This window comes from Haloechinothrix aidingensis (assembly GCF_013450155.1).
GTDB classification, from domain to species: domain Bacteria; phylum Actinomycetota; class Actinomycetes; order Mycobacteriales; family Pseudonocardiaceae; genus Haloechinothrix; species Haloechinothrix aidingensis.
In genome coordinates this window covers 1-21,223 of record NZ_JACCKD010000007.1, presented here as the reverse complement: position 1 = coordinate 21,223, position 21,223 = coordinate 1, and the positions used below count along the sequence as shown (strand labels likewise).

General features: G+C 69.3%; 15 protein-coding genes and 1 tRNA gene. 12 read left to right on the top strand and 4 right to left on the bottom strand.

Annotated elements, in window-relative coordinates; genetic code table 11:
* Positions 1–70 precede the first annotated feature (70 nt).
* Complete coding sequence (locus H0B56_RS17680; protein WP_180894214.1) at positions 71–2,419, bottom strand: DEAD/DEAH box helicase; 2,349 nt, start codon at positions 2,417–2,419, stop codon at positions 71–73.
* 263 nt (positions 2,420–2,682) lie between these two features.
* On the opposite strand from H0B56_RS17680, the gene H0B56_RS17675 reads away from it, so the two are divergent.
* From H0B56_RS17675 to H0B56_RS17645, 7 genes are all read left to right on the top strand, one after another.
* Positions 2,683–4,971: a sodium-translocating pyrophosphatase gene (locus tag H0B56_RS17675; protein ID WP_180894213.1), complete on the top strand. Its 2,289-nt coding sequence runs from the start codon at positions 2,683–2,685 to the stop codon at positions 4,969–4,971.
* 171 nt (positions 4,972–5,142) lie between these two features.
* On the top strand, positions 5,143–5,784 hold the full coding sequence (locus H0B56_RS17670; RefSeq protein ID WP_180894212.1) for a hypothetical protein: 642 nt from the start codon (positions 5,143–5,145) through the stop codon (positions 5,782–5,784).
* Positions 5,785–5,864: 80 nt separating this feature from the next.
* A complete protein-coding gene (locus H0B56_RS17665) occupies positions 5,865–6,476 on the top strand; it encodes a hypothetical protein (RefSeq protein ID WP_343063940.1) in 612 nt (203 codons plus the stop codon).
* A 189-nt stretch (positions 6,477–6,665) separates the two neighbouring features.
* Positions 6,666–9,482 (top strand): type I DNA topoisomerase, encoded by a 2,817-nt coding sequence (topA, locus tag H0B56_RS17660; protein WP_180894210.1) that lies wholly within the window; start codon positions 6,666–6,668, stop codon positions 9,480–9,482.
* A gap of 177 nt (positions 9,483–9,659) precedes the next feature.
* Positions 9,660–10,130, top strand: coding sequence for a hypothetical protein (locus H0B56_RS17655; protein WP_180894209.1), 471 nt, complete (start codon positions 9,660–9,662; stop codon positions 10,128–10,130).
* Between the two features lie 250 nt (positions 10,131–10,380).
* Positions 10,381–12,465 carry a bifunctional MFS transporter/dTMP kinase gene (locus H0B56_RS17650; RefSeq protein WP_425484545.1) on the top strand — a complete coding sequence of 695 codons (2,085 nt, stop codon included), beginning with the start codon at positions 10,381–10,383 and terminating at the stop codon, positions 12,463–12,465.
* Positions 12,462–13,631 (top strand): DNA polymerase III subunit delta', encoded by a 1,170-nt coding sequence (locus tag H0B56_RS17645; RefSeq protein ID WP_180894207.1) that lies wholly within the window; start codon positions 12,462–12,464, stop codon positions 13,629–13,631. Before H0B56_RS17650 ends, H0B56_RS17645 begins: the two co-directional genes overlap by 4 nt.
* A 70-nt stretch (positions 13,632–13,701) precedes the next feature.
* On the opposite strand, the gene H0B56_RS17640 is transcribed toward H0B56_RS17645, so the two are convergent.
* Positions 13,702–15,270 (bottom strand): hypothetical protein, encoded by a 1,569-nt coding sequence (locus H0B56_RS17640; RefSeq protein WP_180894206.1) that lies wholly within the window; start codon positions 15,268–15,270, stop codon positions 13,702–13,704.
* A 125-nt stretch (positions 15,271–15,395) separates the two neighbouring features.
* On the opposite strand from H0B56_RS17640, the gene H0B56_RS17635 reads away from it, so the two are divergent.
* Both H0B56_RS17635 and H0B56_RS17630 read left to right on the top strand, forming a co-directional pair.
* Positions 15,396–15,469 (top strand) — tRNA-Thr (locus H0B56_RS17635).
* A 92-nt stretch (positions 15,470–15,561) separates the two neighbouring features.
* Complete coding sequence (locus H0B56_RS17630; protein ID WP_180894205.1) at positions 15,562–17,148, top strand: tyrosine-type recombinase/integrase; 1,587 nt, start codon at positions 15,562–15,564, stop codon at positions 17,146–17,148.
* A 15-nt stretch (positions 17,149–17,163) separates the two neighbouring features.
* Here the strand turns inward: H0B56_RS17630 and H0B56_RS17625 are convergent, their stop codons facing one another.
* A complete protein-coding gene (locus H0B56_RS17625) occupies positions 17,164–17,859 on the bottom strand; it encodes an NUDIX hydrolase (RefSeq protein ID WP_219632882.1) in 696 nt (231 codons plus the stop codon).
* A 605-nt stretch (positions 17,860–18,464) separates the two neighbouring features.
* Here H0B56_RS17625 and H0B56_RS17620 point away from each other — a divergent pair.
* The 3 genes from H0B56_RS17620 (at position 18,465) to H0B56_RS17610 (ending at position 19,446) form a co-directional block, all read left to right on the top strand.
* Positions 18,465–18,707: a hypothetical protein gene (locus tag H0B56_RS17620; RefSeq protein WP_180894204.1), complete on the top strand. Its 243-nt coding sequence runs from the start codon at positions 18,465–18,467 to the stop codon at positions 18,705–18,707.
* The gene (locus H0B56_RS17615) at positions 18,700–19,149 is read left to right on the top strand and encodes a hypothetical protein (protein WP_180894203.1); all 450 of its coding nucleotides are present in this window, start codon (positions 18,700–18,702) and stop codon (positions 19,147–19,149) included. The genes H0B56_RS17620 and H0B56_RS17615 overlap by 8 nt, the downstream gene beginning before the upstream one ends.
* 96 nt (positions 19,150–19,245) lie before the next feature.
* Positions 19,246–19,446 (top strand): hypothetical protein, encoded by a 201-nt coding sequence (locus H0B56_RS17610; RefSeq protein WP_180894202.1) that lies wholly within the window; start codon positions 19,246–19,248, stop codon positions 19,444–19,446.
* Between the two features lie 129 nt (positions 19,447–19,575).
* Here the strand turns inward: H0B56_RS17610 and H0B56_RS17605 are convergent.
* A partial coding sequence (locus tag H0B56_RS17605) for an FtsK/SpoIIIE domain-containing protein (protein WP_180894201.1) occupies positions 19,576–21,223 on the bottom strand: 1,648 nt, incomplete at its 5' end.

Genomic DNA, 21,223 nt, shown 5'->3' with positions numbered 1-21,223 from the left:
AGGGGTAGACGTGGCTGTACATCAACGTCGTGCGCCGTCGAGCGAGCGTGCGGGATCGCTCCCTCATCCCTCACGCTCTGGCCTTCTCGTCTCGACGGACGGCCCCGAGCACGATGTCGAGTACGGCCACCGCCCCTGCCTTGTCCAGCGGTTCGTTGCCGTTCCCGCACTTCGGCGACTGAACGCAGGACGGGCAGCCTGCCGGGCACTCGCAGTATGCGATCGCCTCCCGCGTCGCGGCCAGCCACGGGATGAGCGTGGCGTATCCACGATCGGCGAATCCCGCTCCCCCGGGATGCCCATCGTGCACGAACACCGTTGCCTCCCCGGTGTCCGCGTGCAGCGCAGTGGATACGCCACCGATGTCCCAGCGGTCGCAGGTAGCGAACAGCGGTAGTAGGCCGATCGCCGCGTGCTCGGCGGCATGCAGGGCACCGGGGACGCGCGCCGGTTCCAGCCAGGCGCCCCCCGGTGCCCTGCCATTCAGCAGGTCCTCGTTGATGGAGTACCAGACGGCACGCGTCTCGAGAGTCTGTTCCGGCAAGTCGAGCGGCACCTGGTCGAGGACTTCCCCACTGGGCAGCTTGCGCAGGTATCCGACGACCTGCTCGGTAACCGCGACCCGTCCGAGCGCCATGCTGATGCCGCCTGCCACCTCACGGGTGGACTCCTCGACGACCGTGATGTCGGTCACCGTCCGCGCCGAGGTGTTCCACTCCGGGTCCTCGGGGTGCACGAACGCGAGGCAGCGCTCCAGGTCCAGGTCGTCGACCACATAGGAGACACCCTGGTGCAGGTACACCGCCCCCGGGTGAACCGTCGAGCACGCCGTTGCCGGGTCGACGGTGCCCAGCACGCGGGCCGTGTCGCCCTCGACCACGGTGATCTGTTCGCCGCCGGAACCCCGGATACCCACCTGCTCGTGCGGGTGTCGCAAGGAGGTCCAGTACCAACCGCTGCTCCTGCGGCGCAGCGTGCCCTCCGCGGTGAGGTCGTCGAGCAGCACGCGGGTCGACTCGCCGAAACGCGCCAGCTCGCCCGCGCGGAGCGGGAGCTCAGCTGCCGCGCACACCAGGTGGGGCGCCATGACGTGCGGGTTGCCCGGGTCGAGCACGGCTGACTCGAACGACCGCTCGAGCAGCGCCTCGGGGTGGTGCACGAGGTAGGTGTCGAGCGGGTCGTCCCTGGCGATGTAGACGACGAGTGACTCGGCTCCCGCCCGGCCCGCGCGGCCGGCCTGCTGCCAGAAGGATGCCAGGGTGCCCGGGTAGCCGGCGAGTACGGCGGCGTCCAGGCCGGAGATGTCGACGCCGAGTTCCAGGGCGTTCGTGGTCGCCACACCGCACAGCCGCCCGTCCATCAACCTCGCTTCGAGGTCGCGACGTTCCTCGCCGAGCAGGCCACCGCGGTAGGCGGCGACCTGGTCGGCAAGGTCGGGATCCACCTCGGCCAGTGCGCGCCCCGCGGTGAGCGCCGTCAGCTCCGCTCCGCGGCGGGAGCGCACGAACACCAGCGTGCGGGCACCTTCGGTGACCAGGTCGGTGAGGACCCTGGCGGCTTCGGCGCCTGCCGAGCGGCGGATCGGTGCGCCGTTCTCCCCGGTGATCTCCGGTTGCAGGGGTGGTTCCCACAGCACGACGGTGCGCGCGCCGCGCGGGGACGCGTCCTCGGTGACCTCCTCGCACGCTTCTCCCGTCAGCCGGGTGGCGAATTCGGCGGCGTCGGCCATGGTCGCCGAGGCGAGAACGAACACCGGCTCGGCCCCGTAGTGCTCGGCGATGCGCCGTAACCGCCGGAGCAGCAGCGCCACGTGCGAGCCGAAGACTCCACGGTAGGTGTGGCACTCGTCGACGACGATGTAGCGGAGCCCGCGCAGCAGCCGTTGCCAGCGCGAGTGCCCGGCGAGGAGCCCGAAGTGCAGCATGTCGGGGTTGGTGAACACCCAGTTCGCGTGCGCGCGCACCCAGTCCCGCTCGGTCCGCGGGGTGTCCCCGTCGTAGGTCGCCGCGCGGACGGGGCCCAGACCCAGGCCGGTGATCGCCCGTAGCTGGTCGGCGGCGAGCGCCTTGGTCGGCGCGAGGTAGAGAACGGTTCCCGCGCGGTCGGTACCGCTGTCGTCGCCGCACAGCGCGGACAGCGCGGGCAGCTGATAACCGAGCGACTTACCGGAGGCCGTTCCCGTCGCGAGCACCACGTGCCGCCCGGACCAGGCAAGATCTGCTGCCTGCCGCTGGTGTGCCCAGGGGTGCGGGATGCCGCCGCGCTGGATGGCCTCGATGACCTCGGCCGGAGCCCAGTCCGGCCACGGCTCGGTGCGACCGTGCCGAGCGGGGATCCGGCTGTGGTGCGTGACCGGGCTGTCCTCGGCGGCCGAACCCGCGAGGATCCGCTCCAGCAACCGATCGGCCTGGCGTGACATCGCCTCGCAGACTAGCGGTTGCGTAGGGGCGGGCCGAAGGACTCCTCGGGTACCGAATACGCACGGAAGGAGCCCTTCGGCCCGCCCCTACGCGGATGACGGTGCGTGATGTGAGCAGCCCCATGCACACAGGACACTGCCGAACAAATAGACTCCGCCGACATCACCCGTGTGATGCAAATCCCACGTCAGTGGCGACTCATGTCTGGTTTCTCTGTCGGCGCTGGCGACACACGAGAAGTGGACGACAAACAGGAGGACGAATGTCCCGGCTATTCCTCGCGGACGGCCCCGAGCTGTCCGGAGGTGACTACGGCATCGTTGCCGTGGTCGCCGTGATCGCCCTTGCTGCATTGGCCGTCGGTTATGGCCTGCTCAGGGAGGTGCTGGCCACCGGCCAGGGCACCGAGAGAATGCAGGAGATCGCCAAGGCCGTGCAGGAAGGGGCAGCCGCTTACCTCACGAGGCAGCGCAACACCCTCGCCATCTTCGGCGCCGTGGTGTTCGTGTTGCTGTTCTTCCTACCGGCCGATGACTGGGCGGAACGCATCGGGCGCTCGATCTTCTTCGTCGTGGGCGCGGCGTTCTCCTTCGTCATCGGTTACCTCGGTATGTGGCTCGCCACGCGGGCGAACCTGCGGGTCGCGGCCGCGGCACGCGAGGGAGGCGGCAGGGAGCGCGCCCTGCGCATCGCGTTCCGCACCGGCGGGGTGGTCGGCCTGTTCACGATCGGCCTCGGCTTGTTCGGTGCCGCGGTCGTCGTGCTCGTCTACGCCGGCGAGGCGCCGAAGGTGCTGGAAGGCTTCGGCCTGGGCGCCGCACTGCTCGCGATGTTCATGCGTGTCGGCGGTGGCATCTTCACCAAGGCCGCGGATGTCGGTGCCGACCTGGTCGGCAAGATCGAGCAGGGCATCCCGGAGGACGACCCCCGTAATGCCGCGACGATCGCCGACAACGTCGGCGACAACGTCGGCGACTGCGCCGGTATGGCCGCCGACCTGTTCGAGTCGTACGCGGTCACGCTGGTCGCCGCGTTGATCCTGGGTAGCTTCGCCTTCGGGACCTCGGCGAGCGGCCTGACGTTCCCGCTGATCATTCCCGCCATCGGCGTGATCACGGCCGTGATCGGTATCTACATCACCCGCTCCCGTGCGGGTGAGTCGGGCCTGACCACGATCAACCGGTCCTTCTACCTGTCCGGGCTGATCTCGGCGGTGCTCTCGGTCGCGGCCGCGTTCATCTTCCTGCCCGGTCAGTTCGAGGACACCGAAGCAGGGGTGTCCCCGGCCGTCGCGGCCAGCGCCGCGGTGATCATCGGTATCGTCCTCGCGGGCGTCATCATGTGGTTGACGGGCTACTACACCGCTCCGGAGCGTAAGCCGGTGCAGCACGTCGCCGAGACCGGCCGTACCGGGCCGGCCACGGTCATCCTGTCCGGGGTGTCCGTCGGGTTCGAGTCCGCGGTCTATACCGCGCTGGTCGTCGCCGCGGCCGTCTACGGCGCGTTCCTGCTGACCGGTTCGGTGCTGATCGCGCTGTTCCTTGTCGCCCTGGTCGGCACCGGCCTGCTGACCACCGTCGGCGTCACCGTCGCGATGGACACCTTCGGGCCCGTCGCGGACAACGCGCAGGGTATCGCCGAGATGACCGGTGAGATCGAGGGCGAGGGCGCGGATGTCCTCGTGGAGCTGGACTCGGTCGGTAACACCACCAAGGCGGTGACCAAGGGCATCGCGATCTCGACAGCCGTGCTCGCGGCGACCGCGCTGTTTGGTTCCTACATGACCTCGATCAACGACCGGGTCGAGTCGATGGGCCTGACCGAGGGCGAGCTGCCCAACGCGTTCAGCACCCAGATCGTCAGCCCCAACACGCTCGTCGGCGTGATCATCGGTGCCTGCGTGGTGTTCATGTTCACCGGGCTGGCCATCAACGCGGTATCCCGGGCAGCGGGCGCGGTCGTCTACGAGGTGCGGCGCCAGTTCAAGAACATCCCGGGAATCATGGAGGGCACGACCAAGCCCGAGTACGGGCGGGTGGTCGACCTGGTCACCCGGGACTCGCTGCGTGAGCTGGCGACACCGGGGTTGCTCGCCATCTTCGCGCCGGTCGCTGTCGGCTTCGGCCTCGGCACGGGCGCGCTGGCAGGCTATCTCGGCGGAGCCATCACGGCCGGTGTGCTCATGGCGGTGTTCCTCGCCAACTCCGGTGGTGCGTGGGACAACGCCAAGAAGCTGGTCGAGGACGGCAACCACGGCGGCAAGGGCTCCGAGGCCCATGCCGCGACGGTGATCGGTGACACTGTCGGCGACCCGTTCAAGGACACGGCCGGTCCGGCGATCAACCCGCTGTTGAAGGTGATGAACCTGGTCGCGTTGCTGATCGCGCCCGCTGTGGTGCAGTTCAGCGTCGGGCCGGACGCATCGGCTCCGGTGCGGTACGTCATCGCGCTGGCTGCGGTGGCGATCATCGTGGTCGCGGTCGTCGTCGCGAAGCGCCGGGAGGGGTCCATCTCGGACAACCCGGCCGAGGAGGAAGCGCGTTCGTCGTAACCCGACACGCTGACACTGGCCCCGCCTCGCGTTCGAACCAGCGAGGCGGGGCCAGTTGTACTAGTGTCGGCCGTCGAACGCGGGTGACGAGTGAGTCGCTCGTGAGCGTGGCCGTGGTGAGTAGCCCGACTCGTGTATTCAGCCCCACGGACTCATGGAGGGGTGCAGGGAATGTGGCGAGGCATCGGCGCGCCGGCCGCCGTGGCGGTCCTGCTACTGGTCGCCGGATGCGGGGCGGGTGACGAGAACGCGGGGCAGGTGCGGCCGGAGCCGTCCCGGCAGCAGGCGGCCGAGTCCGACGGCGGCACGCAGGACTCTCGCGCGACCGAGTGGGCGGACTCCTACTGCAGCGCCACCTTGCGCCTCGTGCATGCCGTATCCACGTCCCCGCAGGTCGATCCCAGCTCGCCGGAGCGTGCCTCGAAAACCTCCATGGACATGCTCACGACTGTCTCGGAGGGGCTGCGACAGGCGGAGCGTGAGCTGGATGGGCTCGCCCCTGCCCCGATCAGGGGCGCCGATGAGGTACTCGAGCGCACCAAGGGCGAGTTCAGCGAGCTCCGGGACCGTTCGGAGAGTGCGCGGAACCGGCTCGCCGCGACACGGCAGCGGGAGGAGCCGGACGTCGCCGAGACCAGGTCGGCGCTGGACGTCACCAGTAACGTGCTGGACGAGGTCGGCGAGGTCAACTTGCTGGGCGGTATGGAGGAGATACCGGAGTTCGTCGAGGCGAGCCGGTCCGCACGCTCGTGCGCGGAGCTACTGTCGTCCGGGTCACGCCCCAGCTTGAACCCGGACGGGTCCCGGGAGTGACCCCGGCGGCGGGGCCGCGGGCGAGCCGGGTGCCACGCACCACTTCCATGCCCTCGAACGCGTGTTCTATGCTAGGGGGTGTGGCACAGCTGTCGTTCTTCTCGGCGGAGGCGAGTGCGCCCTGCGTGGCGGACCTCGCGGGCGTGCTGTGCGGGCACGGTCAGATCGTGAGCTTCGCAGACACGGCGGCGCGGTTGTCCGTGGTCACCGACGAGCACTGGCGCGCCGACGCCCTCGCAGAGGAGTGCGCCGAGCGCGGGATCGAGGCGGAGGTCACCTCCTCGGACGGTGGTTACCCGCTGGTGCGCACCGCGTTCCGGGCGGACCTGCTCGCGGTGGCGCAGGCGTGGAGCCGGGGGGCTGTCAAGGCGGTTCCCGCGGGCTTCATGCTGGACGGGGCCGCGTTGCGGTTGTGGATGCTGGCCTGCGGCAGGCGTGCGGAGCGCGGCTACCAGCTCCAGCTCGATCCCAGGGCGGAGGAGACACACGAGCCGCTGCTCCGTAGAGTGAGCGCTGCGGGCCTCGTGTCGGCGTCCGGTCAGGCGAACCTGCTCGGGCCGCGTGCAGGCGGGCCCGCGGTGCGGATCGCCGGTGTCAAGCGGATGCGCAGGCTCGCCGAGCTTGCCGGCCGGGCGCCGGTGGGTGCCGAAGCACAGTGGCCGGCCGAGTCGAGGGCGGTCGCCGCCTCGTGACCAGCGAAATCGGGCGAATACACCACCCTGCCGCGTGAATGTGGTGGCTGTGCATGCTAGTGGTGGAAATACGGCGCGGGTTGCTGTGTGTTCAGCACCCTTACTGAGCAATTAAGGTCTCAGCCCGAGTGAGTGCCGGACGTGGACTCCGGCTCGTGGCTGAGTGACAGGAGCGGAGGCTGCCGAGTAGTGGCTGGATCGACAGGGAGCAAGCGCGGCGGACGCGCCGCATCGAGCCAGACGGGGCGACGGCTGGTGGTCGTCGAGTCCCCGGCGAAGGCTCGCAAGATTGCCTCCTACCTGGGCAGCGAGTACGTGGTCGAGTCGTCGAAGGGGCACATTCGCGACCTGCCGCGCGGCGCGGCGGACGTACCCGCCAAGTACAAGGGTGAGTCGTGGGCGCGCCTCGGCGTCGACGTGGACAACGACTTCGAGCCGCTCTACATCGTCACGCCGGACAAGAAGTCCACCGTCACCGAGCTCAAGCAGCTGCTCGCCGATGCCGACGAGCTCTACCTCGCGACGGACGGTGACCGCGAGGGCGAAGCGATCGCGTGGCACCTGCTCGAAGCGCTCAAGCCCAAGGTCCCCGTACGCCGGATGGTCTTCCACGAGATCACCGAGTCGGCGATCCAGGCCGCCGCGGAGAACCCCCGCGAGCTGGACTCGAACCTCGTCGACGCGCAGGAGACCAGGCGCATCCTGGACCGCCTGTACGGCTACGAGGTCTCGCCCGTGCTGTGGAAGAAGGTCATGCCGAAGCTGTCGGCGGGCCGGGTGCAGTCGGTGGCTACCAGGGTCATCGTGCAGCGTGAGCGGGAGCGGATCGACTTCACCTCGGCGTCGTACTGGGACATCGCCGCGACCATGGACGCGGGCTCCAGCGGTGAGCAGTCGGCTGCCGCGACGTTCTCCGCGCGGCTGGTCTCCGTGGACGGGTCCCGGCTGGCCACGGGCAAGGACTTCGGCTCGAACGGCCGGTTGAAGGACTCGGTCGCGGCGAGCTCCGACGTGCGCGTGCTGGACGAGGCGGAGGCCACCCGGCTCGCCGAGGCTCTCGACGGCAGGCCGTTCACGGTCAGCAGCGTCGAGTCCAAGCCGTACACCCGTAAGCCGTACGCGCCGTTCATGACGTCGACGCTGCAGCAGGAGGCCAGCCGGAAGCTGCGGTTCGCGGCCGACCGCACGATGCGCACCGCGCAGCGGCTCTACGAGAACGGTTACATCACCTACATGCGGACCGACTCGACCACGTTGTCGGACACCGCGATCACCGCGGCGCGCAACCAGGCGACCGAGCTCTACGGGTCCGAGTACCTCTCCCCCAAACCCCGCCAGTACAACCGCGCGGTGAAGAACGCCCAGGAGGCGCACGAGGCGATCCGCCCGGCGGGCGAGTCGTTCCGCACCCCGGGGCAGGTCGCGGCGGAGCTGGAGACCGACGAGTTCCGGCTCTACGAGCTGATCTGGCAGCGCACCATCGCTTCGCAGATGGCTGACGCCAAGGGAACCACGATGTCGGTGCGCATCACCGGTGTGGCCGCGGGCACCGGCGAGGAGTGCGTGTTCTCCGCGTCCGGGCGCACGATCACCTTCGCGGGTTTCCTGCGCGCCTACGTCGAGGCTGTGGACAGCGAGGCCGGTGGCGAGGCCGACGACGTCGAGCGCAGGCTCCCGAACCTCGAGCGTGACCAGGAAGTGAGCGCCACCTCCCTTGTCCCGGACGGGCACTCGACCAGCCCGCCCGCCCGCTACACCGAGGCGAGCCTGGTCAAGGCGCTCGAGGAGCTGGGCATCGGCAGGCCGTCGACATACGCGTCGATCATCAACACGGTCCAGGCGCGTGGCTACGTGTGGAAGAAGGGGTCGGCCCTCGTGCCGTCCTGGGTGGCTTTCTCGGTCGTCGGTCTGCTCGAGAAGCACTTCGAGCGGCTCGTCGACTACGACTTCACCGCCGCCATGGAGGACGAGCTGGACGCGATCGCCTCCGGCAATCAGGAGCGGACGCGCTGGCTGTCCGGCTTCTACTTCGGTGGCGACATCGGTCCTGAGGGGTCGATCGGGCGTTCCGGGGGCTTGAAGAAGCTGGTCGGTAGCGGTGTGGAGGACATCGACGCGCGCGAGATCAACTCGATCCCGATGTTCACCGACGAGAACGGCACGACCGTCTACGTGCGGGTCGGGCGCTACGGCCCGTACCTGGAGCGGGAGGTCGACGGCAGCTCGCAGCGTGCGAACCTGCCGGACGACCTGCCGCCGGACGAGCTGACCCACGAGGTGGCCGAGAAGCTGTTCGCCACCCCCGCCGAGGGCAGGGTGCTGGGCACGGACCCGGATACCGGGCACGAGATCGTGGCCAAGGACGGGCGGTTCGGCCCGTATGTCACCGAGATCCTCCCGGATGAGGACGAGCAGGCCGCGAACGGTTCGACGGAGAAGTCGGAGAAACCGGCGAACGGCGAGGCCGCGAAGAAGGGGCGCAAGACCACCAAGAGCAAGAAGCCCAAGCCGCGCACGGCGTCGTTGCTGAAGTCGATGTCGCTGGAGACGGTCACGCTCGACGACGCGCTGAAGCTGCTCGCGCTGCCCAGGGTGGTGGGCACCGATCCCGAGTCGGGTGAGGAGATCACCGCCCAGAACGGCCGGTACGGCCCGTACCTGAAGCGGGGGACGGACTCTCGGTCGCTGGAGACGGAGAACCAGATCTTCGAGATCACGCTGGACGAGGCGCTGAAGATCTTCGCGGAACCCAAGCGCAGGGGCAGGCAGGCCGCCGCGAAACCGCCCCTGCGGGAGCTGGGTAACGACCCCGCGAACGGCAAGCCCATGGTGGTCAAGGATGGGCGGTTCGGCCCGTACGTCACCGATGGCGAGTACAACGCCTCGTTGCGCAAGGGTGACACGGTCGAGGAGCTGACCGATGAGCGCGCGGCCGAACTGCTCGCCGAGAAGCGTGCCAAGGGTCCTGCACCGAAGAAGCGCCGGACAACGGCCAAGTCCAAGTAGGCCCGGGAGTGGTTCTCGCCTGGGCTGCCGGCAGGCAGCCGGGGGACGGCACGCCTCCGCGGTGTGACCGAGCGTGCCGGCCGCCAGGACTTTTCCCTCGCACGTATTACTGACGGTATCCATCGGTGTCGCTACGCTTGTGCGTTGGCGAGGCTGTCGGACCGGGAGGGAAGCGCCATGAGTGCACCATCGAGCGCGGACGGCACTCAGGAGCCCCCGCCGCAGCCGATGTTTCCCGACCCGCTCGCCGGGCTGATCACCGGCGAGTCGACGCAGGCAGCCGTGCCCGGTACCGACAGCAGTGGTTTCGACGCGCCGACCCGGCGAACCTTCGAGGGCAACCCCGACGGTCTCGACGCGATGCTGCGCGTGGTGCTCGATGACGAACCGCACGAGCGTGCGGGCAGCCGGACGACCCAGCACGGGGCGCGCGAGCAGCCGCCGGGGGATCGTCAGCCGCAAGGCAGGCGTGGCTTCGGGCCCGCCCAGCGCATGATGTCGGATGCGAGCGAGCAGGCCAAACGGGTCCTCACGGACGCGGACACCAAGTCGTCTGCCGGTGTGGCCGTGGCGGTTGTCCTGATCGTGCTGTTCGTGATCATCGCCGTTTCCCTGCTCGCCAGCCTGGTGGGTCTGCTGTCCGCGTAGCTCCATCGAGTGAGTGCCGGAGGGTGTTCGCCCAGCTCCTGTACGTGCTTGTGCGGGGATCAACAGACACGCCGCACGGCGGGCGCTACGCTGACGGCTGTGTCGGCGTAACGCCCGGCGGTGCATGCGCGGTGTAGTTCCCCGCCGGGTGGCGCCGGCTACGCACGTAGAAGCCGCGTGGCCGGAAGTCGTACGAAACGTTTGGACTGTGCACGGTGCACATGCGCGCACGGTCCTGCGCGGAAGCGGGGTGGGGCGCATCGCTAGCGAAGCTGTGGAGGACGGTGCCGCCGAGACGGGTGGGCTCGCGTCGCCCTCGATCGTCTACCGCGCCCGACGGGTCCTCGCGATCAGGCCGTTCCGCAGGCTGTGGGGCGTCACCTACCTGTGTAGCACCGCCGACTGGTTGACGCTGCTCGGGCTGACCGGCTACGTCACCAAGCTGACGGACAGCTACATGGCGCAGAACTTCGCCTTCACCGGCGTCGTGTTGACCCTGCTGCTGCCTGGCCTGCTGTTCGCCCCGCTCGGCGGCCTGCTGGCCGACCGGTTCGACCGCCGCACGATCATGGCCAGTGCCGATGCGATGCGGTGCGGGCTGCTGCTGTCCATCGCCATCGTCGGCGAGCCGCTGTGGTTGTTCATCGGTAGCTTCCTCGTCGGGTTCTGCTCGATGCTGTGGATCCCGTCCAAGGACGCGGCGGTGCCGAACCTGCTGCGCAGGCCGGACCAGGTGGAGACGGCGAACCAGCTCAACATGGTGATGACCTACGGCGTCGCCGTGGTCAGCGGCGCCGGTCTGTACGCGGTGATCACCGGCATCGGCCCCGCGCTCGGCCTGGGGGAGGCCGTGCTGGGCACGCTGGGCCTCGCGAAGATCATCCTGGTGATCAACGCGTCGCTGTACCTGGCGAGCGCGATCCTCATCGCCACCCGCATCCCCGAGCTGTCCAGGCGCAACGTGCATCCGGTTCGGTCCGACCATGCCGCCGCGGTCCCGAAACGGGACGGGCAGCCACGGCGCGGCCTGTTCGGGATGATCCTCGACGGGGCACGGTACGTGCACGGGAACCGGCTGGTGCGCGGCCTGCTGGTGGGCATGCTGGGGGCGTTCGCGGCGGGCGGCGCGGTCATCGGGTCCTCGAACGCCTATGCCACGAGCCTGATGGCGGGCGACGCGGCGTTCGGGTTGCTGTTCATCGCCGTGTTCACCGGGATGTCGCTTGGCATGACGGGAACGTCCCGGCTGGCGAGACGCCTGCCGCACGAGCGGCTGTTCGGCCTCGCGATCGTGAGCGCGGGCATCGCGCTGTGCGTGGTCGCGCTCTCCCCCCACCTGTTCGTCTCCCTGCTCGCGGTGGGCCTGGTCGGCGCGTGCGCCGGGGCAGCGTTCCTGGCAGGTGTGACCATCATCGGCACGCGGATCGACGACGACATCAGGGGGCGCATCAACGCCATCTACCAGTCGTTGATGAAGGTGGTGCTCGGCGGCACGATGGCGGCGGTGCCGCTGCTGATCGGGCTGATGCGGCCCCGCACGGTCTCGATCTTCGGCAACCCCGTCGTCATCGACGGAACGCGCCCGGTGCTGCTCAGCGGCGGTGTCCTCGCCGCCCTGGTCGGCCTGATCGCCTACTGGCTGATGGACACGCGCCGCGGTGCCCCGGTGCTCGCGGACCTGCGCAACGCCCTACGCCGCAGCCCCCGGCGCGTCAACGGCCTGCTCATCGCGATCGAGGGCACCAGCAGCACAGACACGCAGATCCAGGCCGCTGCGCTGGCCGACCGGTTGAGCAAGCAGCCACGGCCCGTCCGGCTGGCGACCGACCCCGCGCTGAACGACCACCAGCTGTCGGCCTTGCTGTCCGCGACGTCGTTGACGGGGGCGCGGGCCAGGGCGCTGGCAGCGGCGGCCGTGCGAGCCGACGTCGTCGAGCGGGACGTGCGCCCCGCACTGGACCAGGGGGCCGTCGTGGTGATGGAGCGTTTCGTGGACTCGCCGGTCGCCCAGCTGACCGCCGAGGCAGGGCTGGATGCCGAGGAGCTCGAGGGGTTGGCCGACTGGGCGACCGGCAGCCTCCGCCCGGACGTGACGGTCCTGCTCGACATCGAGCCGGACGCCACGGCCGGGCAGGTCGCGACCGATCAGCGTTGGCGCATCCGGGGGCTGCTCGCCGAGATGGCAGCGGCCGACCCCGGGCGCTATGTCGTCGTCGACGCCGAGGGCAACTCCGAGGAGGTCGCCGACAGGGTGCACACTGCAGTGAAGGCGGCTCTCGTGGACAGGGGGCTACTGGCGGCGACGCCGACGGCGCGACGGGCGGAGGTCGTGTGAGTACGCGGACGGTGTGGTCCCAGCTGGTGGGCCAGGAGCCGGCGATCGAGACGCTGTCGGCAGCGACGGTCCGGTCCGAGGCGATGACGCATGCCTGGCTGTTCACCGGCCCGCCCGGCTCGGGCCGCTCGGTCGCTGCCCGCACCTTCGCGGCCGCGTTGCAGTGCTCCGAGGGTTCCGGCTGCGGGCAGTGTTCCGGGTGCACCACGGCGCTGGCAGGCACGCATGCCGACGTCCATCCGGTCGTGCCGGAAGGACTGTCCATCTCGGTGGCCGAGATGCGCTCGCTCGTGCAGACCGCGGCACGCCAGCCGACCACGGGCCGGTGGCAGATCGTGATCATCTCCGATGCCGACCGGCTGACCGAGGGGGCGTCGAACGCGCTGCTGAAGGCGATCGAGGAGCCCCCGGCGCGCACGGTGTTCCTGCTGTGCGCGCCCTCCGATCACCCGGAGGACGTCTCCGTCACGATCCGTTCCCGCTGCAGGTTGGTCGCATTGCGGACGCCGCCGCCGTCGGCGATCGCGCGGGTACTCGTCGAGCGGGACGGGGTCGATGCCGGCGACGCGGAGTGGGCCGCATCGGTGTGCGGTGGGCACGTGGGCCGGGCGCGCAGGTTGGCCACCGACCCCACGGCCCGGGAACGCAGGGCCGAGGTGCTGCGTATCCCGACGAACACGCGGCGGCTGACCGATGCCTTCGACTGCGCCGACGTGCTGATCCGGGCGGCTGAGGCCGACGCGGACGAGGAGAGCAAGGCCCGGGACGATTCGGAGAAGGAGGAGCTGCGTACGGCGATGGGCGCCGACGGCACCGGCAAGGGCACCGCAGCCGCCAAGCGCTCCGCCGACGCGGCCGTCAAGCAGCTGGAGAAGCGGCAGAAGATGCGTGCCACGCGCACCCAGCGCGACACGTTGGACCTGGCGCTGGTCGACCTGGCCGGGTTCTACCGCGACGTGCTGGTCGTCGCGGCCGGTCAGGGTGAGCGGGAGCTGACGCTGAACCACCCCGATCACGCCGAGCACATCAGGGACGCGGCTCGGCGGTGGGAGCCGGAGGCCGCGCTCCGCCGCCTCGAGGCGGTGCTGGCCTGCCGCGACGCGATCCGCTGGAACGTCAAGCCGCGCATCGCGGTGGAGTCGATGGCGGCCGCCCTGGTCGGGTAGTTCGCGCATCACCGGCGTGCGTGGTCGTCAGGCCCCGGCACATCCGGTGGAAGTGAGGTCAGTCCTCGACTCAGGCGCGGGGTCGTGGTGTGGGGACCCGGCCGGCTCCGGGGCCACGCCTGCCCGCGGTGATCACGAGCGCCACCCCGGCCAGCAGGGCGGCTGCCCCGCCGAGGGAGATCGGGGTCGCGGAGTAGGCGGGCCCGGCCAGCTGGGCGATATCGTCGCTGGGCACGGGCCCGGGGTCGGTCGGTGCGCAGACGACCCCGCCCTCGGGCGCGTAGGCACTGGCGACCTGCTCGCCGATGGTGTGCTGGGCCAGCGTCGACGGCGGGTCGATGCCCTGTTCGAGCAGTGCCTCGGCCAGCGCCTCCGTCGGCAGCAGCTGCACGTCGAGCAGGCGGGCAGACGCGCCGAGGTGGTGCCCGGGGAACGGCAGGTCGTCGGTCCGGGTGCGCTCGTCGAGCCCGGCGATGCTCAGGCGCAGGATGAACAGGTCGGTGACGTGCTCGTCGGCCTCGGACGGCAGCGGCAGCGCCGCACCGTCGTCGTCGGCGGCGACCCCGCCGACGATCGGCAGGTCGCCGAGGTCGTCGTGGGCCGAGAGGTCCTCGAAGCCCTCGGTGGGAACCCCGATGGGGATGTCGATGCGGGGGTCGTCCTCATCGAGCTCGAACAGGGGCTCGTCCTCGAACGACCCTTCTATCTCGGGGTGCCGGTAGTCGATCTCCGAGGTCTCCGCGTCCCCTGTCGAGGTCGCGGTCAGCTCGGGCTCGCGCGCGACGTCGAGGTCCAGCCCGACCGGCCTGCTTGCCAGGACGCTGATGTCCTCGCCTTCGAGGGTGCTCGTGGACGTCACGGCGCTGGTGCCGGCCTCGTCGTCCGGCTCGCTGAGCGTGACACGGGAGCGTGAGGACAGCCCGTCGGGCATGCTCACCAGCGAACCGGACACGCCGTCCGGCGGATCCGTTCCGGCGAGCAGCCCGCCGAGCGTGCCGAGGGTGCCCTCCGGTTCGTAGCCGTCGGGGAACGGAAGGTCGAGGTCGCGAAGCGGGATATCGGGCAGGGTGAATACGGCGCTGCCGAGCGCTACCGACTCGGCCTCGAGGTCGGCTTCGGCGATCGGGTCCACGCAGGGGCCTGTGGCCTCGCTCCACCGCGCGTGCACGCTGCCTTCCAGGTCACCGGTCCGGGCGAGAATGGCGGCCGGTGGCTCGGACGGTTCGATGTCCCCGGTCCGGGGTTCCTCGTTGTCCTCGAGCGCGGTCTGCAGCAGGGTGCCGGGCACCGGTCGGGGGATCGTGGACGCGCCCTCCGTCGCCGACCCGTGCGGTGCGGCCTGTGCCATCGCGCGCTCGAACCGCGCACTGCTCGTCGAGTTGGCCCGGGCGCTGGTCAGGCCCACGCCGTTGTCGGTGGCCAGCAGCCGGTCGTCGGCCTGCACGTCGTCGAGCTCGGTCAGGATCGAGTCGGCGGGTATCGAGCTGGACAGCACCCGTGCCAGCCCGAACGCCGTCCCGGCGTGGCCGACGGCGTGCCCGTCGGTCGGTGGGGCGTCCGCCCCGGCGGGAGCTGCCGCGAGCGCGGGCAGCGCGCAGGCCAGCAGCATCGCCGACAGGCGAAGCGAACGTCCGTGCATCGGCACCTGCCCTTCGAGAACGATGATCGCCCACCGAATCGTAGGGCACGGCCGGTGCGGCCCGCCTGCTGCGATGACGGGGGTGTGCGGGTGGCGCGATCGGGGTCGCTACACTGTCTACGCACGCCGCCTTAGCTCAGACGGTCAGAGCGATTCACTCGTAATGAATAGGTCAGGGGTTCGAATCCCCTAGGCGGCTCAGCCAGTGGCCAGGTCGTTTCCGGAGTCCGGGGGCGGCCTGGCCACTTCTGTGTAGCTAGACATGTAGCTATGTGGGGCTAGTATGGCTCCATGAGCACGTCTCAAGAGCCTCAGACGCGGCAGCGCGGCGAGATCGTGCGGCTACCGAGCGGGTCACTCAGGGTGAAGGTGTACGCCGGGATCGACCCTGTGACGAAGAAGCGGCACTACCGCACGGAGGTAGTCCCACCTGCGTCAGATCCCGCGAAGCAGCGGAAGCAGGCGGAGAAGGTTCGTACGCGCCTGCTCAGCGAGGTTGACGAGAACCGCCAGGTACGGACCAGCGCGACTGTCGGTCAGCTTCTGGACGAACATGTCCAGTACTTGAGCGTGGAGGAAAACACCCTCGCTGGATACCGGTCACTTATCGAGCATCACGTTCGGCCACTGCTTGGTGACGAGCGGCTCGGCCGGGTGGACGCGAAGGTCCTGGACTCGTTCTACAGCGAGTTGCGACGGTGCCGCGCGCATTGCCGGGGTGGGCGGTATACGGAGCATCGCACTGATCGAGAGCACGAGTGCGACGATCGGTGCAGGCCCCACCAATGTCGATCGCTGGGTAATGGGTCCATCCGGAAGGTTCGGGCGATTCTGAGTGGTGCGGGCAAGCGTGCACTCCGTTGGGGCTGGGTGGGTGTCAACCCATTCGACATGGCTGAGCCGTTGCCTGCGGCGCGTCCCGATCCGCAACCGCCAAGCCCGGATCAGGCCGCAACGATCGTCAACGAGGCGTGGGCCGATCTCGATTGGGGCATGCTGGTCTGGCTGGCGATGGTCAGTGGTGCGCGCCGTGGGGAGCTGTGCGCGCTGACGTGGAAATGCCTGGATTCCGATACCGGGGTGCTGACGATCCGGTCGAGTATCGCCCAGAAGGGCCGCAAGACGTGGGAGAAGGAGACCAAGACCCACCAGCAGCGTCGCATCACTCTCGACGAGCAGACGGTTGCCCTCTTGAAGGCGTACCGGCAGCACTGTGCTGAACGCGCCGGAATCGGGACTGAGATGCCCGGAGAGGCGCGGATCTTCTCGACGGACCCGGTTGGGCGGAGTTGGCTCAAGCCGGACACTGTGAGCCAGCGCTACGCGCGCATGTGCTCGCGTATCGGCTGGGACATGAACATTCACCAGCTTCGCCACTATTCGGCAACCGAACTGATCGCTTCAGGCGTGGACGTGCGCACCGTCGCCGGGCGACTCGGCCACGGGGGCGGTGGGGCGACGACCCTGCGGGTGTACAGCGCGTGGGTGGCCGAGGCCGATCAACGGGCGGCGGGGAGTCTGGCCGGGCGGATGCCGGAGCTGCCGGTAGACCTGGCGGGCACCAACTCGTTCAGCGTGTCCCAGGGTAATGAGGCTTCTGGCGGCGAGAGCCCGTACCAGAAAATCGCTGCTGATCTGAAGGGCTCGATTGCCTGTGGGGTGCTGAATCCAGGTGACGCGCTTCCGACGGTCGCCAAGCTCGCCGAGCGCTACAGGGTGTCGGCTGGTACGGCCCAGCGCGCGATTGCCGCGCTCCGGGCTGAAGGGCTTGCGACTGTCAGTCGGGGGCGTCGGGCGACAGTTGCCGATCCGGCGGTCAGCGTGGACGCCGCACCTGCCGAAGTCGTCAGCCTGCGGAATAAGAGGACGGCAACGTAGGTTGTTGTCGCGTCGTCAGGCCAGAGTTGGCTGCTCCGTGACCCCCAGAATGTCCAGCACCGGCCGGTAGATCTGATCAGGGGCGATGAACCGCGTGAGCCGACGTCTATCGATCCACGTCACGTCAGCATTCTCGGCAGGATCGGCGTTCTGGGCGTCCCCGGCCACGTACTCGCAGAGTACGTAGTCGCACCGCACGTTGGTCGCAGGATGCAATCGACTACCTATGCTGCGCACGGCGAGGCATCGGACTCCGGTTTCGGCCACTGTTTCACGGACCGCTACCGCTTCGGCCCGGGTGCCCGGCTTGACGATGCCAGCGGGGAATTGCCACGTGAGCCCACTCGCTTCATCGCGCCGACACACGATGAGAACGTCAGTCTCCTTGGTGACAACCGCGATCGCGACGCGCAGCTCGTGACCGGCCGGACTGGATTGCCTCGGAATCTCGACGTCCGGGAAGTCTTCATCAGCATCCGGGGAAGTCAGCAACTCGGTGATGCTGATACCGAAGATGCGTTCGAGTAGCCGTGTTGTCGCTGGCCTCGGCTGGCCGACAGGGTTGCCGTTCACGCCACGACCGGAAGCAAGCCTCTGAAGGTGACGTGCGCTGAGCGTTCCGGGCTCGCCGTGTTCTCTCGCGAAGGTCTCGGCGTACTTGGCGAACTCTTCGAACGTTTGCCGTCGCTGCCAGATCTGTTGTTCCAGCACGGTACGCGGAGACCGTTGGCTAGGCCGTCCCTGCGGCATGTTCATCCCTCCCGCCAGATGTCCCGCGATGTCGTGTGTATGTCGCCCGCGTGTCGTTTCGCTCAATACGAAGCTGATCGAAACTTGATTTCAGTATCGCACGGCATGTAGCGGCTGGTCACTCAGGTGGTTCAAGTGGAGTCTTCGACGGTGAACGGTGGTCTGGAGCGGGATGGCGCCGGGAAATTGCGGCGCATTCGCGCTGCGTGGGTGGGCTGTGTGTCCGACGGATACGAACACATTGTCACGCACGCGGAGCTTTCCGGCGGGCTGTACCGGTGGCTCGGGTCGCACCGGCAACGTGGGTTGTATCGGGCGTTGTGCGGGCATGTGGTGATGCCGGGCTCCATGGTGGACGCACCTGGCCCGCGGTGCCGAGTGTGCCTCCGCTTTTTGCACGTGCATCCGAGTGTGGTCACTCCGGAGCGCGCCCACGAACTGCGGCTGCGCCGCAGGTCGGGGCCGATGGCGGGTGCTCTGGCGCGGTTGATGGCTCCGGTGGGAACGGGCATGACCCCGACCTCGCCCGTTCCCACCGGTCTCCACCCCGATTGGGGTGAGACGTGATGGGGGTGCGGCTGCTGCTGGCCCGGCCGCTGCCGGGCACGGTCGGCGAATCCCGGCGTGTGACGCACGTCTTCCCGGAGCCGGAGAGCGTGCCGGGCCGGTTGGATGCCTACTGCGGGGCGTCGTTCGGCGTGGGCGAGCTGGAACTGCTGGACGGCATCCGGGGCATGCCGTGTGAGCCCTGCCTGCTGCTGGCACCGCCACCCGGCGGGCGGCTCGACGGTGGTGCGGGCGATGGTTAGCCCGATGGTGATCTCGGACGCGTGGCACTGGACCGGGGTGCATTGGCACGGCTATGTGATTGCCCGCGCCGACAGTGCGTGCCCGCTGCTGCGGTGCCGGTCTGCGCGGTTGGCGCGGGTGCCGGACGCGGTGTTGGTCGATCCGGTCGCGGTCGCGGACTGGATCGAGCAGCACACCCGCGCACACCTCTATCCGCGTCAGACGTGGGCACCGGCGGACCAACGGTGGGTGCGTTGTGGCGATGCCGAGGATCTGGCCCGTTCCCGTCGTATGCATTTGGCGATCGCCTCGCGGGGTGACTCGCTGTATCTCGATATCCCGACCGCGACCGGCGTGTTGTTTCTGTTCGTGGAGGCCGTCACCGATGAGCACTGCCTACACCCCCACACCACCGACCCCACCGACGAGGAGGGAGACGGAGCGTCAGCCGGGACCGCCTGATTCCCCCGCGTTGGGTGGGTGCCCGCAGGGTGGGGCGCACGCCCCGGTCCCCGTGCAAGGCGGTGGTGGGCAGGTCTGCGCGAAGTGTGGCCAGCGATGCTAGACGACGAGCAGCACGGCGAGAGCGGCGGCGTGGAGGCGATCGCGGCCCGGTTGGAGGCGATCACAGCCCGCCTGGATGGGTTGGCCGCGCGGGTGGATCGGCTGGCCGAGACCGTGGCTTGGCTGGTCGAGCAGACCGGCTGTGACAGCTCCCCGGACGGTCTCGATACCGGCCCACGCGAGTCCGGATCGTGACGGGCGTGACGGGTTCTCGACCCACTGTCACACCCGTCACCCGCATCGCTTCCCCAGCTCACCACCCGTGCCAGCCCGTCACACGACGCGTGACAGGTCCGGCGCACTGTGACGGGTGGTCGTGACGGGCTACTCCTCGTCCTCATCGGTCTCGTGATCGTCCCTGTGGTCGTGTTGGTGGGTGTGGATGGCGGTGTGGATGTCGGTGGTGCGGTAGCCGCGTACTTGGCGGGGTGTGCCGTCGTCGTCGGGGATGCGGCGGCGGACGGGGGTGCAGCCGTGTTCGCTCATGTGCCGTGCGAACGCGGTGGGTTCGGCATTCAGGGCGTCGAGCAGTTCGGCGGTGGGGATGAACTCGCGTCCGTCCTCGGCGTCGAGGTCCTCGGCGAGATAGTCGGCCACGGAGGCGAGCGGTTCCGGCATCCCGTCAGACGGGGACGGAGTCGTACTCCCGCTACCGATTGCTGTGGCCGCTGTGGGGTGATCGATCTGTGGTGCGGGTTCGGTGCCGGTGGCGTGCCCGGTCAGGGTGCCCTCGGCCTCGCGGAGGGCGTGGCCGCGTTGGCAGATGGTGCGCCAGTCCTGTCCGGCCATGTAGTAGGTGCGCACGGTGGTGGCCAGCTCGTCGCCGGGGGTGTCGGCCTCGCCGTCGGGGCGGAGGATGCCCACGCCCTTGTGCGCGGCCAGCAGGCGGCTGGCGTCGTGGCCTCGGGTGTTCATCTGTTCGCCGAGGATGATGTTGGAGTCGCGCCAGTCCATCACCCGCAGCGCGAACCGCGAGCCCAGCACCGCCCGTAGGCCGGAGGGGATGGTTTTGGAGTCGGGTCGCTGGGTGGCCAGGATCAGCACCACCCCGGCGGCGGGTGCTTTCTTGGCTAGCCAGGTGAGTAGTTCGCCGATGTGTTCTCCGGCGGTGAGTTTCCGCCCGCCCACAGTGACGGGCGTGCGGTCTTCCAGCGGGACTTGGACCTCGTCGATGACCAGGGCGGTGATCGGCATGTCCAACGCGGTATCGCGGGCCATGGCGGGGGTGATCTTGGATTCGGGACAGGTGGCATCATCCAGCGTGCGCATGCGCCGATACCGGCCTTGGACCTCGCCGACGAGTTCAAGAAGCCAGTCTCGCAGGGTGAGTACGTGCTCGGGTTCGTCGCCGGAGAGGAACCGGTGGGCCACCGTCTGGGCGGCGTCCCAGTCCTTGCCTGCTTTGAAGTCGGCGACATACAGGCGGGTGTGCGGGTCCAGGATCATCCCGGCGGCGGCGAGGCGGGTGGCGAACGTCTTGCCTTGGCGCGGAATCGCCCCCACCAGGAGGGAGGTCCAGACCAGGGGCAGGGTGACGGGCCGGTCGCGGGCATCGCGGCCGAACGGCACGGGCCGCCACACGTCCCACCGGGCCGCGTCCACCAGTGGGGTGCGGGCCGGTGGGGTGTCGTAGGGGTCGGCGTCGGCCACCCACAGGGCCACGCGTCCGGCGTGGCCACCGCTGCCGCGGACCCGCTCGATGAGCAGTTGCACCTCATCCACCGCCAAAGCGGAGGCCAGGGCCTCGCGGCGTTGGATCACATCGGCGGCCTTACGCGTGGCGGGCAGATCGACCGTGACCGCCCACCCGTGACCCTGCCGGGTGGGGCGTTCGACCAGCCGTAGGCCCTCGTCCTTGCCAATGAGCTTGGCGTCCCGGAAGGCGTCGATGAGGATGTGCGGATCCATCGTCCACGTCAACGACCGTGGCCCCGCCAGTGCGTGTTTCCGGCCGGGTTTGCCGTCCTTGCGG

What these genes read in the sequence shown, in the direction of transcription:
- H0B56_RS17680 (WP_180894214.1), bottom strand. Translation starts at nt 2,419, where the DNA reads ATGTCACGCCAGGCCGATCGGTTGCTGGAGCGGATCCTCGCGGGTTCG.
- H0B56_RS17675 (WP_180894213.1), top strand. Translation starts at nt 2,683, where the DNA reads ATGTCCCGGCTATTCCTCGCGGACGGCCCCGAGCTGTCCGGAGGTGAC.
- H0B56_RS17670 (WP_180894212.1), top strand. Translation starts at nt 5,143, where the DNA reads ATGTGGCGAGGCATCGGCGCGCCGGCCGCCGTGGCGGTCCTGCTACTG.
- H0B56_RS17655 (WP_180894209.1), top strand. Translation starts at nt 9,660, where the DNA reads ATGAGTGCACCATCGAGCGCGGACGGCACTCAGGAGCCCCCGCCGCAG.
- H0B56_RS17640 (WP_180894206.1), bottom strand. Translation starts at nt 15,270, where the DNA reads ATGCACGGACGTTCGCTTCGCCTGTCGGCGATGCTGCTGGCCTGCGCG.
- H0B56_RS17630 (WP_180894205.1), top strand. Translation starts at nt 15,562, where the DNA reads ATGAGCACGTCTCAAGAGCCTCAGACGCGGCAGCGCGGCGAGATCGTG.
- H0B56_RS17620 (WP_180894204.1), top strand. Translation starts at nt 18,465, where the DNA reads ATGGGGGTGCGGCTGCTGCTGGCCCGGCCGCTGCCGGGCACGGTCGGC.
- H0B56_RS17615 (WP_180894203.1), top strand. Translation starts at nt 18,700, where the DNA reads ATGGTTAGCCCGATGGTGATCTCGGACGCGTGGCACTGGACCGGGGTG.
- H0B56_RS17610 (WP_180894202.1), top strand. Translation starts at nt 19,246, where the DNA reads ATGCTAGACGACGAGCAGCACGGCGAGAGCGGCGGCGTGGAGGCGATC.